This window comes from Mucilaginibacter flavidus, assembly GCF_024055575.1.
GTDB lineage: Bacteria > Bacteroidota > Bacteroidia > Sphingobacteriales > Sphingobacteriaceae > Mucilaginibacter > Mucilaginibacter flavidus.
The window spans coordinates 347400-361577 of the sequence record NZ_JAMXOE010000001.1; the positions used below are offsets into that span (position 1 = coordinate 347400).

The following is a 14178-nucleotide window of genomic DNA, read 5'->3' on the forward strand; positions in this document are numbered from 1 at the left end:
ATGAAGAACACCGCTTTAACCGAAGTCCATATAAAAGAAGGCGCCAAAATGGTGCCGTTTGCTGGTTACAACATGCCCGTACAATATGTTGGCATAAATGCAGAACACGAAACCGTACGCAACGGCGTTGGCGTGTTCGACGTAAGCCACATGGGCGAATTTATTATCAAAGGTGACCACGCCTTAGCGCTTATACAGCAGGTTACCAGTAATGATGCCAGCAAGTTATATGACGGTAAAGTTCAATACAGCTGCCTGCCCAATTTGGACGGTGGTATAGTCGACGATTTATTGGTTTACCGTATTGACGAAAAAACCTATATGCTGGTAGTTAATGCGTCGAACAATGATAAAGATTGGGATTGGATATCAAAATTCAACACCATGGGCGCCGATATGAAAAACATATCCGACCGCACCTCACTTTTAGCTATACAAGGCCCAAAAGCTGCGGCGGCGCTGCAAAGCCTAACCGATATCGACCTGGCGTCGATGGAGTATTATACCTTTAAAAAAGGAACATTTGCAGGCATCGACAATGTTGTAATATCAGCGACCGGCTACACTGGCGCTGGCGGTTTTGAGATATATTTTGAAAATGCCAATGCCGAGCACATCTGGAACGCAATTTTTGAAGCCGGTAAATCATTCGGCATAAAACCAATTGGCCTGGGCGCACGTGATACCTTACGCCTGGAAATGGGCTTTTGCCTCTATGGTAACGATATTGACGACACAACTTCGCCGTTGGAAGCCGGCCTGGGCTGGGTAACCAAATTCAGCAAAGAATTTAACAATTCGGCTGCCCTGCAACAGCAAAAAGCCGACGGCCTGAAACGCAGGTTGGTTGGCTTTGAAATGATCGACCGCGGTATTCCCCGCCACGATTATCTTATTGTTGATGCCGATGGCAACAACATTGGCCGCGTAACATCGGGCACACAGTCTCCATCACTGCAAAAAGCCATAGGCATGGGCTATGTTGATGTGGCATTTGCCAAGGAAGGCACTGAAATATTCATCAGCATTCGCGATAATAAAATTAAAGCAAAGGTTGTAAAACCACCGTTTGCCCCCTGACACCCTAAAGGGGGAACCAAAATCCAATATTATGTCTACCAATGCTATTCAAAAAGCTCCCCCATTAGGGGGCCGAGGGGCTGAGCTCAACGTCTGCCTCACCCCTGTTCTTATCCCGCTTTACGATGTGGAAAAACATGTGGTGGTTATCATCGATATTTTCAGGGCCACCTCATCAATATGCTACGGCATTGAAAACGGGGCCGAGGCCATAATTCCCGTATCTGAAATTGAAGAATGTGAGGGCTATCGCCCGCATGGCCACCTGTTGGCCGCCGAGCGTAACGGCGAGGTAGTTACGGGTTTTGATTTTGGCAATTCGCCATTCTCCTACACTGCCGAAAAAGTTGCAGGCAAAACCATTGTATTAACTACTACTAATGGCACACAAGCGTTGCACTTGTCACGTGCTGCAAAACGGGTTGTTATTGGCTCGTTTTTAAACCTCACCGCACTTTGTAACTGGCTTAAAACCCAAAACGATAATATCCTTTTAGTGTGCGCCGGCTGGAAAAATAACTTCAACCTGGAAGACACATTATTTGCCGGTGCCGTAGTTGAACAGCTAAAGCAGGGCGACTTCAAACTTGATGACGCCGCAATCGCCGCGAACGACCTTTATCAAACCGGCAAAGCCGACATCAGCCAATACCTCAAAAAAACGTCGCACAGCGAACGGCTTAAAGCCCTGGGCATTGAAAAGGACATAGAGTTTTGTTTACAGATTGATTTGACGAGTGCTATACCTGTGTTGGATGGAGAAAGGTTGGTGAAATTAGTTATATAGTAGCAGCGGGAAGTAGCAGTAGCTGTTTGTTTAAACTAACTACTACTTCAAACTGCCACTGCCACTTATTTAAAAGACTGCCACTAAAAACTGCTACTTTTCGCCATTATTAACCAATATCGGTTGTCTGTTCCGACGCCTTCTGCGCCATGCTCTAATTAGGTAAATAACAATGCCAAATAGTATCCAAATAGGCCATACTTGTATAAAGCCAAAAAATAGTCCGCCTAAAACAATCCAGCCATCTGCCAGCGCAGATTTTAGCCTATAACCAAAAGTATTGCCATTGTCCTGAACAGCTATTTGTTTGGTGTAAAACGTTATATCGAGCGAACTGTAGTCAACCTGTTTTACCAGGTAATTTAAGCGGCCTTGCGTTGATTCTATATCGGTGCGTATTTCCGTCAGTTTGTTTTCAATTTCCAGCAGGTCAGCCATCTTGTTCGCTTTTTTAAGCAATTCCAGGTAACGCTCTTCCAGCTTTTTCTTGTTGGTAAGTTGGCTGTTTATGTCGATATATTCGGCAGTTACATCTTTTATCCGGATATTCTTCGAATCGATTTTCACTGCTATCGCGGTAACCCCATTTAAAAACTGGTCGAAGTTTTTTGCGGGCACGCGTATTTTTAGATTGAATTCCTTACGGTTATAGTCGCTCGAGTTAGTTTCATTTTCGTCGCTGATGTATCCGCCGAGTTTGGAGAGTGCGTTAAAAATCGAGTTCCGGGTTTGTTTGGTATCGTTGGTTTCGAAATTTATATCGCCTTCTTTAATTATCTTCTTCGATACCTCAGTGGTGTTGTTTGTTGCCGGTGGCATAGACTCTTTAGAGCTGGCGGGCTGCTCGGCCATCTTAGCATCCATAATAGCTTCTTTATCGATGCGTAGCGGCGCCTTTAATGCGAGATTGGTCACCGTAACTTTGTCTTTTACACTGCTGTTCCCACATGCGGCAAGTACGAGCACCAGCAGTGCCGGATAAATTGTTTTTTTCATAATAAAGGATTTAAGTTTATTACGAAACGGAGATAGCTAAAGAAAATTGTAATTAATGCAACAATATTGCAAATAAAAATTGCGCTAAAAATTTATCTCAACTTTTCATTATTCCGGTGGCGTTCGGTGTCGCGAATGGTTTTCTTTTGGAGGTTCCTTTCCAGCGCATCGGTGAGATCAATCCCGGTTTGGTTGGCCAGGCATATCAGCACAAAAAGCACATCGGCCATTTCATCAGCCAGGTTAACTTCCGTATCCGATTTTTTGAACGATTGCTCGCCGTACTGCCTTGCCATAATGCGGGCAACTTCGCCAACCTCTTCCATCAGGATGGCGGTATTGGTAAGTTCGTTAAAATAGCGGATACCGGTTGTTTTTATCCAGTTATCAACCAGTTGCTGTGCTTCTTCAATAGTCATTTTAAAATGGTTGCAGTAGTTAGTGGTAGTTGCAGTAACAGCAATAATATACTGCTACTTCCGACTGCCACTGCCACTAATGATTGTCCTTATCTTTTGTATCCATTATAATGGTTACCGGCCCATCGTTAAGCAAATTTATTTTCATATCAGCTCCAAAAATTCCGGCTTCCACTTTTTTACCAGTAAGTTCAGTCATGGTTTTTATCATTTGCTCGTACATAGGTATCGCCTTGTCCGGTTTTGCTGCTCTTATAAACGAAGGCCGGTTTCCCTTTTTAGTTTGGGCGAATAACGTAAACTGCGATATCAATAAAACACCGCCATCAACATCTGCGAGGGCTTTATTCATTAACCCGTTTTCATCACTGAATACGCGCAGGTTAGCTATTTTCTGGGCCAGCCATTGCAGGTCATCGTCTGTATCGGCATCTTCAATGCCAAGTAATACCAAAAAACCTAAGCCTATCTCGCCCGTTGTTTCGTCGTTTACTTTACAGTTCGCCTGGGTCACCCGTTGTATTACAGCTCTCATAAATTATTAAACACTAATTGGCACGAATTTATTCGAATTTCACGAATTAGCCGCAATCAGTTCAAATTAAACCGTAACGGGGCAAATAATGTAAAAGTTCCGTCCAATTTTCATATCCTTTGGTTATTCAATTAGTGAAATTCGAATAAATTCGTGAAATTCGCGCCCATCATGACTACTAAAAGAGGCTTCACTACTACTATACTTCACTCCGACCGCTTAGGCAAACCCGAACACGGTGCATTACACAAACCCATACATACTGCTGTAACTTATGGTTACGACGATGTGCAAGACCTGGTTGATATTTTCCAGAATAAAAAGAAAGGGTATGCTTACTCTCGCCAGGGAAACCCTACTGTAACTGCGCTGGAAACCAAGATTACTAATATGGAAAATGGCATGGCTACCATCGCTTTTTCAACCGGCATGGCAGCTATATCCGCTACTATACTGGCACTAATTAAACATGGCGACCACGTACTGGCAAGCTCATTTTTGTTTGGTAATACCCGTAGTGTGTTTCAGTCGTTTGTTGATATGGGATTGGATATTACTTTTACCGATGCCACATCTGTTGATAATATTAAAGCGGAATTAAAAGACAATACCCGTTTAGTTTTTGTTGAAACCATTGCCAACCCTGCCACCCAAATTGCTGACCTTAAACAAATCGGCGACCTGTGCGAGCAAAAAGGCATCATTTACATGGTTGATAACACCATGACATCGCCCTATATTTTTAAACCGGTTGATGTGAAAGCCAGCCTGGTTATAAACTCATTGACCAAATACATTGGCGGCCATGGCAATGCATTGGGCGGCAGCGTTACAGATACAGGTTTATTCGACTGGAGTAACTTCCCTAATATTTTCCCGACCTTTAAAACCCAGGTTAAGCCGGAGGTTTTGGGGATGACGCAAATCCGTAAAAAAGGCCTGCGTGATGCCGGTGGAACTTTGGCGCCCGAAGCTGCTCACTCAATTTCTGTTGGGTCAGAAACGCTGGCCTTGCGGCTTGAACGCGCCTGCAGCAATGCCATGGCGCTTGCTACTTTTTTTGAGGGACATCCTTTAATTAAAAAAGTTTACTACCCCGGTTTAGAGTCGCATCCGCAGCACAAGCTGGCCGGTGAACTGTTCTACAAATTTGGCGGACTAATGAGCATTGAGCTGGATGATAGTGTTGATTGCTTTGCATTCTTAAACAAGTTGAAACTAGTTATCAAATCAAGCAACCTGGGCGATACGCGTACTTTGGCTATACCTGTTGCACATACCATATTTAACGAGTTGGGCGCTGCCAAACGGGCCGAGATGGGGATATCTGATTCAATGATTCGCCTATCGGTAGGTATTGAGGATTTGGATGATTTGCTGGAGGATTTTAAGAATGCTTTAGCATAGAGTCAAGAACCAAGAATCAAGAAATAAAAAAATGGCAGCTTCGCGAACTTTAAAAATCTTGATTCTTGGCTCTTGGTTCCTGACTCTTTTTTCCTGTCATCACCCCAAAGCAGTAAACACTTCCTTTTACTACTGGAAAACCGTTTATAAAAACAACCCAACCGAAACGAGTTACCTGCGTCGGTTCCATTCAAGTAAATTATACGTGCGTATAATGGATGTAAATATGGATGATGATGGTATTTCACCCGTTCCTGTATCGCCCATAACATTTAAGGATAAGCTTCCTGATAGTGTGCAAATTGTGCCTGTGGTATTTATTGTTAACGATGTTCTAAAGTCGATGAACAAAACCCGGCTGGATGATTTAGCTGCCAAGCTGGTAAAGTTTGTAACCGCCAAAGTGGAGCAATCGGGCAAAGCCTCGTTTAATGAATTACAGATAGATTGCGATTGGACAGTGACCACCCGCAACGCCTATTTCTACCTGCTGAATAAAGTTAAACTAAACCCTGCACTTAATCACAAAATAGTATCGGCTACGCTGCGGCTGCACCAGCTAAAAAGTCAGCAGAAGATGGGCGTACCACCGGTAAGCCGGGTTATGCTGATGTGCTATAACATGGGTAATTTACGCAAGTATGGCAACCAGAACAGCATACTGGATTTAAGCGAAATGAAGAAATATTTAGGCGATAATATCGCCGGTTATCCCATCCCGGTCGACGTTGGTTTACCTCTTTTTAGCTGGGCCGTGGCCTTTCGAAATAAGGAATATGCGGGCATTTCAAAAAGAATAAAATTTGTTGATTTAAATAATAAAAATCAGTTTATATTTATAGGAAATAACATTTACAAAGCAGCAGAAGACCTTCCCGAATATGGATTACAGAAAGCCGATGAAGTGCGTTGGGAGGCTATCTCTGTGCCTGATTTGCAGGCAGCTGCCGGTTATATTTCGCCGCTGATAAAAGCGGATACTATTAACGTAATTTATTTCCATCTCGATGAAACGGTTCTTCGGCCATATAGCTTCCCCGACCTGCAAAAGGTTAATAATTTACTGCGTTAGTTTCATCGGTGTATTTTTTATAGGGATTGCTCTCGATCTTGCCTGCGGGCCTGAACCCGACCCGTATGATTATTACGTAAGCTTTTTTCATAATAACCTTCAAAAAGATAGCAGTTACCAACGATTTTACTTTAATGGGTACACATTTTTAAACGGCAACATTTACGAAGCAGAGCGTGACAACAAAATTGCTGAAGGCGACATCAATGTAAAAGAATGGCTGACCTACTGCGGAGGTCGGGTTACCTATAAAGACATCTCCAATGTTTTGTATGAGTTGGACGAAAAAACGGACTCGCTATATTTCAGGGGTTATCAAAAAGGCAAAACTAAAATGCCCGACAGCCTTAAAAATAATTCGTTTATCAAATACCTGTTGGCCGACAAAAAGAAGATGGCTTACCTCGTTTTAGCCAAAAAGGGCGAGCCGTTAGTTAACCCCCTGAACGACGAGCAGTGGAATGCAAGGCGACCAGACAAAAATGTGTTACACAAATTTGCCTTAGAGTATATCCGGATGGAGCCTGGTTTCAAAAATAGCTTTTTAAAGCTGCGTTGTTTTTACCAAGTGCAACGATTGTTGCACTATGGGGGATACACTAAAGAAGCATCGGATTTTTATGATAAACATATCAAAACGATGCATTCCAAAAGCCATGTTATGGGCTGGGCAATGTGTTTAAAAGCCGGCGAAGAAGAACAATCGGGGAATAAGGTCCAGGCGGCTTATTTGTATTCGAAATTATTTGCAGGTTATCCGGAGCGGCGCGTGCGGGCTTACTATGATTTTCTTACCACTAAAGTACCTATTGAAAGCACTATCAAACTGGCAAAAAACGATAACGAAAAGGCGACTATTTACGCCATCAAGGGTATACACAACGCACATGTCGGATTAGCGGCTTTGCAGCAGGTTTATGAAGCCTATCCAAAATCCGAATTTGTGAGCTTGTTGCTGATTAGGGAAATTAACAAAATAGAAGAAGGCTATTTGACGACCAAAATAAACGGCGGTAAATATTATGAAGATATCGGATATTACGAACATTCGAAATATGATAGTGTAAAACACAGCTTTATTAAATACGTTCCCAAACTTAAAGCGTTTTGTAATCGCATTGCCACTGAACGTAAATACACCGAACCCGAATTAGGCAACCTGGCTTCGGCTTATTTATCATGGATTCAAAAGGATACCAAAGCCGGGTTTAAAGCTTTATCGGCTATTAGAAGCAAAACCCTGCGTGGCAAGTTATCCGACGAAAAACAATTGATAAACCTGTTGTTGCTATCGCAAAGTATAAAAAAACTGGACAAGCGCTCCGAAAACAAGTTGCTGCCATCATTAACCTGGCTTGATGAAAAAGTGAAGCAGGAAAGGACACAGAAGGTTGATGAGAGCTATTTTTATGGTAAGTATGACTTAAAATATTACTCCGCCTCGGCACGCGATTTTTATGAAAAGTTGCTGGCACCGATATATTTTAAACAGAAAGACACGGTAAAAGCAGCTTTGTGCATACTAAAAAGCGAAATGACCATTCCGGACGAAAGGGTTTGGGATGAGAACGCTGACCGCGGGCTTGGGTTTGACATGCCTGCTTTTTGGCAAAACAACCTGCGTTCGAGTCAATTAAAAAAGGTCATCGACTGGCAGCTATCCCCAGGTAAAAGCCCCTATTTAAAATTACTAATGGCGGAATTTAAGTATCCGGTAATCAAAAAAGTTGTCCGCTGGACGAAATCATACAAAGTAGAAAAGATAGGTGAAAAACCCGGCCAAAAAACATTGTCTGCGACTTACGACTTGCTTGGCACTGCTTATTTAAGAGAACATAAATATGCTGCCGCTGTTCGCGCCTTTAAGCATATCGACATTGCCAAACTTGACCGTTCCACAAATGATGCTTACAATGATTCGCTTTCCAAACATTATAACCAATACGCCGACCCGTTTGCTGATAAAGTACGTGATTATCCCCATGTTTACTCATTAAAGAAAACGCAGGGATATAACAAGCTTACTTATGCCGAAACCATGGCGTGGTTGGAGCGACAAACAAAAGTCAATCCAAAGAGCGCTGCTAAAAGCTACTATAAAATGGCCTGCGGCTTGTATAATACCTCGTACTATGGCAATGCCTGGATTTATGCTGCCTACAGCAGCGCCAGCGATGACAAATACCGCACTAAGGTATTTTATTATGACGACGACTATTTAAGAAACCTAAAAGCAGAGACGTGGTTTATAAAGGCCCGCGAGCTAAGTAATAATGCGGAATTTAAAGCAAGGTGCACATTTATGGCGGCAAAATGCAGGCAAACTCAAATACCGGTGCCGGGAAGCTGGGAACAAAGACTCGCCGATGCAAAATATGGTATTAAGTTTGAAGGCAACGACCACGGTTACAGCAAAGCTCTAAGAAACAATTACTACTTCAGCGATTTAAAAAAGAATTATTCGAAAACCAAATTCTATCGCACCGCAGTAAGTGATTGCAGCTATTTCAGGGATTTTCTGACGGTGTCGAAACCATAAATGTCCGTAAGACTAAAAAAGTCAATTTGTTAAAATGTCAAAAATCAGATAATCAGCATGTTTCATAGCGTTCCGGGTGTTCCACAAATAAAAATGGAACGCTTTAGATATTAGGCACGTGTATCATTCCCATTATAAATACTCAAATAACTCTCATATCGCGATAGTTCAATTTCGCCTTCGTGCACGGCGTCAAGCACGGCGCAACCGGGTTCGTTAATGTGGCGGCAGTTGTTAAAGCGGCATTGGTTCATCCGGTCGCGCATTTCGGGGAAGAAGTGGCTTAGTTCCTGTTTTTCTATGTCGATAATACCGAGTTCGCGTATACCGGGGGTATCTATAATGAAACCGCCCTGCGGCAGTTCAAACATTTCGGCAAAGGTGGTAGTGTGCATGCCTTTGTCGCTCCAGTCGGATACCTGGTGGGTGCGCAGGTCGAGGTCGGGCAATAAAGCGTTTATCAGGCTCGATTTGCCCACGCCCGAGTGTCCGGAAAATAGGGTGACTTTATCTTTAAGTAATTCCTGCACCTGGTCAATATTGGTTCCCTCCAGGGCCGATACTTCAAAACAGGGATAGCCTATTTTTTCGTAGACGGCTTTGTAATCGGCCAAAACTTCAAGACCTTCATCACTAAACAAATCCAGCTTGTTAAAAATCAGTTTGGCAGGGATATCGTATGCCTCGGCCGTTACCAAAAACCTGTCGATAAAACCTAATGACGTGCGGGGTGAAGCGAGCGTAACTACCAGCAAAGCCTGGTCGAGATTGGCAGCAAGTATTTGCCCCTGTTTCGACAGGTTGATGGATTTGCGGATAATGTAGTTTTTACGTTGTTGTAAATTGGCAATTACGCCGGTTTCCTGGTCGGGCTCCATTTCAAAATCTACGATGTCGCCAACAGCCAGGGGGTTAGTGGTAACAATGCCCATTGTGCGAAACTTCCCTTTTATGCGGCAGTCAATACGCTTGCCATCGGGTAGTTGCACCTGGTACCAGCTTCCGGTTGATTTTATAATTAATCCCTGCATTTTGAAGCAAAGGTATTAAATTTGTTAGCATCCGTTTAGCATCCTTATGAAAGTAGCAGTTGCATCCCCACCGTTCCCGAAATCGATAAACGATTGCCTTTACTGGCTTGAAAAATTGACCAGGGAAGCCGCCGGAAAAAACGCGGCCATCATTTGTTTCCCGGAGTCATTTATTCCAGGGTACCCCTTGGAAGAAAATGAAGTTGAGCCCGGTTCGCCCGAAAAAATGCAGGCTGCCGTGCAAAAAGCAAGCTCTATTGCTGCCGAAAATAACATCGCCATTATTTTACCGATGGATTGGTACGCTGATGGTAAAGTTTACAACATCGCCCACATAATTTCGCGTACGGGCGAAGTGCTCGGCTACCAGGCTAAGAACCAGCTCGACCCAACGGAAGACAGTATATGGTCGGCCGGAAGTGCACGCCATATTTTTGAAGTTGACGGTGTAAAATTTGGTGTCACCATTTGCCACGAAGGTTTCAGGTACCCGGAATCTGTACGCTGGGCAGCCCGCAATGGCGCACAGATAGTTTTTCACCCGCATTGCACCGGCAGCAATATTGAAGGGCCGCAGCTAACAGAATTTGGTCACAAAAACAATCCTTATTACGAGAAAGCAATGATGATGCGTGCGCTGGAAAATACTATCTATTTCGCCAGTTCGAACTACGCATCCCTGTTTCCTGATTCGGCCAGCGCGCTGATCGCCCCCGATGGTAAATGTGTTGCCCACAGTGCGTATGGGCGGCCTGACGTTTTTGTTGCTGAAATTGATTTGGAAAAGGCGACGGGATTGCTGGCTAAAAGGCTTAAGCCGGAGAATTATTATTAATGCCAAGATATGAGATTTTAAGGCCGCAAAGTCATTTGTCAATTACTATTTATATTGTTAAATTTGTAATATGACAACAATCACTGTTGAAATCGATAAAAAAGAAGACCTCTCTAACCTGACGGAATATATTAACCGGCTGGGTCTAAAGTACGAAGTGGACGATAACGAGGGCTTGTTATATACCGATGATGTAAAAAACACGCTCGACGAACGCTATGATGAATATAAAAATGGCATCGACCTGATAAGCCAGCAAGAGAGCAAGCAAAAAATTCAAGAATTACTTGCTGCTAAAAAGTAACGAATGCCCTATCAATATAAGCTACATCCTGTAGCTCAAAAAGAATACGAATCATCCTTGTCATGGTACCTCGAAAGAAGCTTTGATGCTGCCGAAAACTTTGTCAAGGAAATCGACGCGGCATTGGTTGAAATTTGTGGAGATCCGTATCGCTATCGTAATAAATATAAAAATTACCGGGAATATGGTCTGCGAAAATATCCATTCGATATTGTTTATGTTGTTGAGGAACAATTGCAACTGGTAGTTATAGTCGCGATATTTCACGAGAAGAGGCATCCTAAAGGTAAATATAGAAAAGCATAAGGCACATTTCGTGCCTAACTCCTTCGCTCTATAATCCTGAATTATTGATCAAATCAATCAATGAGGCTTTATTATCTGAATAGTTTTAACAAATAATATAGGCATAAGGAAGCTACAACGTTTGTTTCCATTAACATAATCACAATTCATCCCCCCAATCCGACTATTTTATTCAAATTTTCATAAAAAATAAAATACCTCTTGCTTATTAAAAAAATATCTACTTCCTTTACAGACATTATATGATACTTACAATCACCACATCGACAACAACAACTACCACCGGCATAAACTCCGGAGGAAAGTAGTCGTATGGTGTAAAAACATAAAAACCACATGAACGCCTTCCTCCGAAAAGAGGAAGGCGTTTTGTTTTAATAACCATTATGAAGATTCTAAAATTTGGCGGTACTTCCGTAGGCTCTGTTCAAAGCATCCAAACCTTATTAAACATTTTAAAGGCTGAAGTTGATAAAGGCGAAAAGCCTGTTGTCGTCCTCTCTGCAATGAGCGGTGTAACCAACCTGCTGGTATCAATGGCTGAAGGCGCCGCAAACGGGGTTGATTTTACGCCATCGTTAGCTGAATTGGAAAGACGCCATTTTGATGTAGTTAAGGCTTTATTAAACATTCAAAACCAAAACCCCGCCTTAACCCGCCTTAAGATATTTTTTAACCAGCTGGAAGATTTGCTGCAGGGCATACTTACCTTACAGGAACTTACCCCCAAAACCCGCGACCATGTGCTTAGCTTTGGCGAGCGTTGCTCAACGCTGATGATTTGCAAAATTGCGGCTCAACATTTTCCGCAGTCGCATTGTGTGGATGCTGCGGATTTAATCAGGACCGATAGCTCGTTTGGCCAGGCAAAAGTAAATATCGAATTGACAGAGCAATTGATCCGCGGCTATCAGCAGGAACACAGCGAAAAAATGCTTTTTGTAACCGGCTTTATCGCCGCGAATGATCAAGGTCAGGTAACCACCCTCGGCCGTGGCGGCAGTGATTATACCGCCGCTATATTTGGCTCTGCCTTAAATGCGCAGGAAATACAAATCTGGACCGACGTTAACGGCATGATGACTGCGGACCCCCGCATGGTAAAAAAAGCGTTCAGTTTGCCCGAACTTACCTATACCGAAGCGATGGAGCTATCTTACTTTGGCGCGAAGGTTATTTATCCGCCAACCATGATACCGGCATTTTTGAAGAAGATCCCGATCGTTATCAAAAACACTTTTGAGCCGGAGTTTGAAGGAACGGTTATACGTCACGATTGCAAACCATCAAATCTGCCAATAAAGGGCATTTCATCCATCAATAATATCAGCATTATTAATTTGGAAGGCAGCGGTATGGTGGGTAAATCTGGCTTTAGCGGCAGGCTGTTTTCATTACTGGCCAGGGAGCAAATCAACATCATATTGATTACCCAGTCGTCATCTGAGCATAGCATTACCTTCGCTGTTCAGCCAGGCGATACTGAAAGGGCCCGCCAACTGATTGAACAGGAGTTTGAGCTGGAGCTGCTTGCCAAAAAACTGGACGATGTGGTTATAGAGCAGAACCTCGCAATTTTAGCCATCGTAGGCGAAAACATGAAGCAAACGCCCGGCGTATCGGGCAAGCTGTTCCATGCGCTTGGCCGTAATGGCGTTAACGTAAGGGCCATTGCACAGGGTTCGTCAGAGTATAATATCTCCGTAATCATTAGCGCACATGATTTGGCCAAAGCGCTTAATGCGGTACACGATGGCTTTTTTACCCAGCTTACCAAAACACTGCATGCATTTTGTTTAGGAACCGGTAATATCGGCCAAACTTTGTTTAAACAATTGAATGCACACAGCGCTTATTTACAGGAGCACAACGGCATACAGGTTAAAATTGCAGGCATCAGCAATACCCGTAAAATGATTTTTAATGCGGACGGTATATCGTTGGATAGCTGGCAGGATGAATTACAATCATCGGACGAAGCGGCCGATTTAAAAGAGTTTGTGGCCCGCATGAAGAGCATGAACCTGCCCAACTGCGTGTTTATTGATAATACCGCCAGCCCCAAACCTGTGGAGTTTTACGAAGAGGTTTTTAAATCGAACATCTCCGTTATCACCTGTAATAAAATCGGAAACTCGGCATCATATAAACAATACAAAACCTTTCATGATGCGGCGCATCAACATGGTGTCGACTTTTTTTACGAGACAAACGTGGGGGCAGGTTTACCCATCATCCGCACGCTAAAAGATTTGATGAACAGCGGCGACAGGATAGCAAAAATCGAGGCTATATTATCGGGAACTATTTCGTTTATCTTTAATAATTTTAAAGGCGATGCCAACTTTCACGATGTGGTAAAAGAAGCACAGGAAAAAGGTTATACCGAACCCGACCCACGCGACGATTTGAGCGGCAAAGACTTTATGCGCAAGATATTGATCCTCGCCCGCGATGCTGGTTACCCAATGGAAGAAGCCGACGTGCATATCGAGAATATGTTGCCGCAGGCCTGTCTTGATGCCCAAAGCGTTGATGATTTTTATGCTGCGTTAAAAGCTGAGGACGCGTTTTTTGCAAAACTGAAAGCGAAGGCAGCAGCCGAAAATAAAGTGGTGCGATACATTGGTAAACTGGAAGATGGCAAGGCAGCAATTACTATGCAAATGGTTGATGAAAGCCATCCTTTCTTTACCTTGTCGGGCAGTGATAATATTATCTCATTCACTACCGACAGGTACCGCGAGCGCCCCTTGGTTGTAAAAGGCCCGGGCGCAGGTGCAGAAGTGACAGCTGCAGGCGTATTTGCGGATTTAATAAATGTGGGAATCTAAAGCAGAGCCCCCTAACCCCCTAAAGGGGGAACT

The 14178-nt window shown here is 43.4% G+C and carries 13 protein-coding genes; 9 read left to right on the forward strand and 4 right to left on the reverse strand.

What is annotated here, in order from left to right:
- Both gcvT and NAF19_RS01565 read left to right on the forward strand, forming a co-directional pair.
- Positions 1–1080, forward strand: a complete 1080-nt coding sequence (gene gcvT, locus NAF19_RS01560; RefSeq protein ID WP_252787984.1) for a glycine cleavage system aminomethyltransferase GcvT — start codon at positions 1–3, stop codon at positions 1078–1080.
- Between the two features lie 31 nt (positions 1081–1111).
- Entirely contained in the window at positions 1112–1867 is a 756-nt protein-coding gene (locus NAF19_RS01565) for a 2-phosphosulfolactate phosphatase (protein WP_252787985.1), read from the forward strand.
- A gap of 93 nt (positions 1868–1960) precedes the next feature.
- Here NAF19_RS01565 and NAF19_RS01570 read toward each other — a convergent pair whose 3' ends face one another.
- The 3 genes from NAF19_RS01570 to dtd all read right to left on the reverse strand — a co-directional run bounded on the left by NAF19_RS01570 (position 1961) and on the right by dtd (position 3817).
- The gene (locus tag NAF19_RS01570) at positions 1961–2863 is read right to left on the reverse strand and encodes a DUF4349 domain-containing protein (protein WP_252787986.1); all 903 of its coding nucleotides are present in this window, start codon (positions 2861–2863) and stop codon (positions 1961–1963) included.
- Positions 2864–2955: 92 nt separating this feature from the next.
- On the reverse strand, positions 2956–3282 hold the full coding sequence (locus tag NAF19_RS01575; protein ID WP_252787987.1) for a nucleotide pyrophosphohydrolase: 327 nt from the start codon (positions 3280–3282) through the stop codon (positions 2956–2958).
- A 76-nt stretch (positions 3283–3358) separates the two neighbouring features.
- Positions 3359–3817, reverse strand: coding sequence for a D-aminoacyl-tRNA deacylase (dtd, locus tag NAF19_RS01580; protein WP_252787988.1), 459 nt, complete (start codon positions 3815–3817; stop codon positions 3359–3361).
- Positions 3818–3988: 171 nt separating this feature from the next.
- Between dtd and NAF19_RS01585 the strand changes: the two genes are divergently transcribed.
- Genes NAF19_RS01585 through NAF19_RS01595 form a run of 3 tightly spaced genes read left to right on the forward strand, consistent with a single transcriptional unit; the run spans position 3989 to position 8835 of the window.
- Positions 3989–5224: a cystathionine gamma-synthase family protein gene (locus NAF19_RS01585; RefSeq protein WP_252787989.1), complete on the forward strand. Its 1236-nt coding sequence runs from the start codon at positions 3989–3991 to the stop codon at positions 5222–5224.
- 31 nt (positions 5225–5255) lie between these two features.
- Complete coding sequence (locus NAF19_RS01590) at positions 5256–6296, forward strand: hypothetical protein (protein WP_252787990.1); 1041 nt, start codon at positions 5256–5258, stop codon at positions 6294–6296.
- Entirely contained in the window at positions 6232–8835 is a 2604-nt protein-coding gene (locus NAF19_RS01595) for a hypothetical protein (protein ID WP_252787991.1), read from the forward strand. The genes NAF19_RS01590 and NAF19_RS01595 overlap by 65 nt, the downstream gene beginning before the upstream one ends.
- Positions 8836–8945: 110 nt before the next feature.
- Here the strand turns inward: NAF19_RS01595 and rsgA are convergent, their stop codons facing one another.
- Positions 8946–9866 carry a ribosome small subunit-dependent GTPase A gene (gene rsgA, locus NAF19_RS01600; RefSeq protein WP_252787992.1) on the reverse strand — a complete coding sequence of 307 codons (921 nt, stop codon included), beginning with the start codon at positions 9864–9866 and terminating at the stop codon, positions 8946–8948.
- A gap of 46 nt (positions 9867–9912) precedes the next feature.
- Here rsgA and NAF19_RS01605 point away from each other — a divergent pair, with 46 nt between their 5' ends.
- The 4 genes from NAF19_RS01605 to thrA all read left to right on the forward strand — a co-directional run bounded on the left by NAF19_RS01605 (position 9913) and on the right by thrA (position 14145).
- On the forward strand, positions 9913–10701 hold the full coding sequence (locus NAF19_RS01605; RefSeq protein WP_252787993.1) for a carbon-nitrogen hydrolase family protein: 789 nt from the start codon (positions 9913–9915) through the stop codon (positions 10699–10701).
- 70 nt (positions 10702–10771) lie between these two features.
- Complete coding sequence (locus NAF19_RS01610) at positions 10772–11005, forward strand: hypothetical protein (protein WP_252787994.1); 234 nt, start codon at positions 10772–10774, stop codon at positions 11003–11005.
- A 3-nt stretch (positions 11006–11008) separates the two neighbouring features.
- Positions 11009–11311: a type II toxin-antitoxin system RelE/ParE family toxin gene (locus NAF19_RS01615; protein ID WP_252787995.1), complete on the forward strand. Its 303-nt coding sequence runs from the start codon at positions 11009–11011 to the stop codon at positions 11309–11311.
- Positions 11312–11697: 386 nt separating this feature from the next.
- Positions 11698–14145 carry a bifunctional aspartate kinase/homoserine dehydrogenase I gene (gene thrA / locus NAF19_RS01620; protein WP_252787996.1) on the forward strand — a complete coding sequence of 816 codons (2448 nt, stop codon included), beginning with the start codon at positions 11698–11700 and terminating at the stop codon, positions 14143–14145.
- Positions 14146–14178 lie beyond the last annotated feature (33 nt).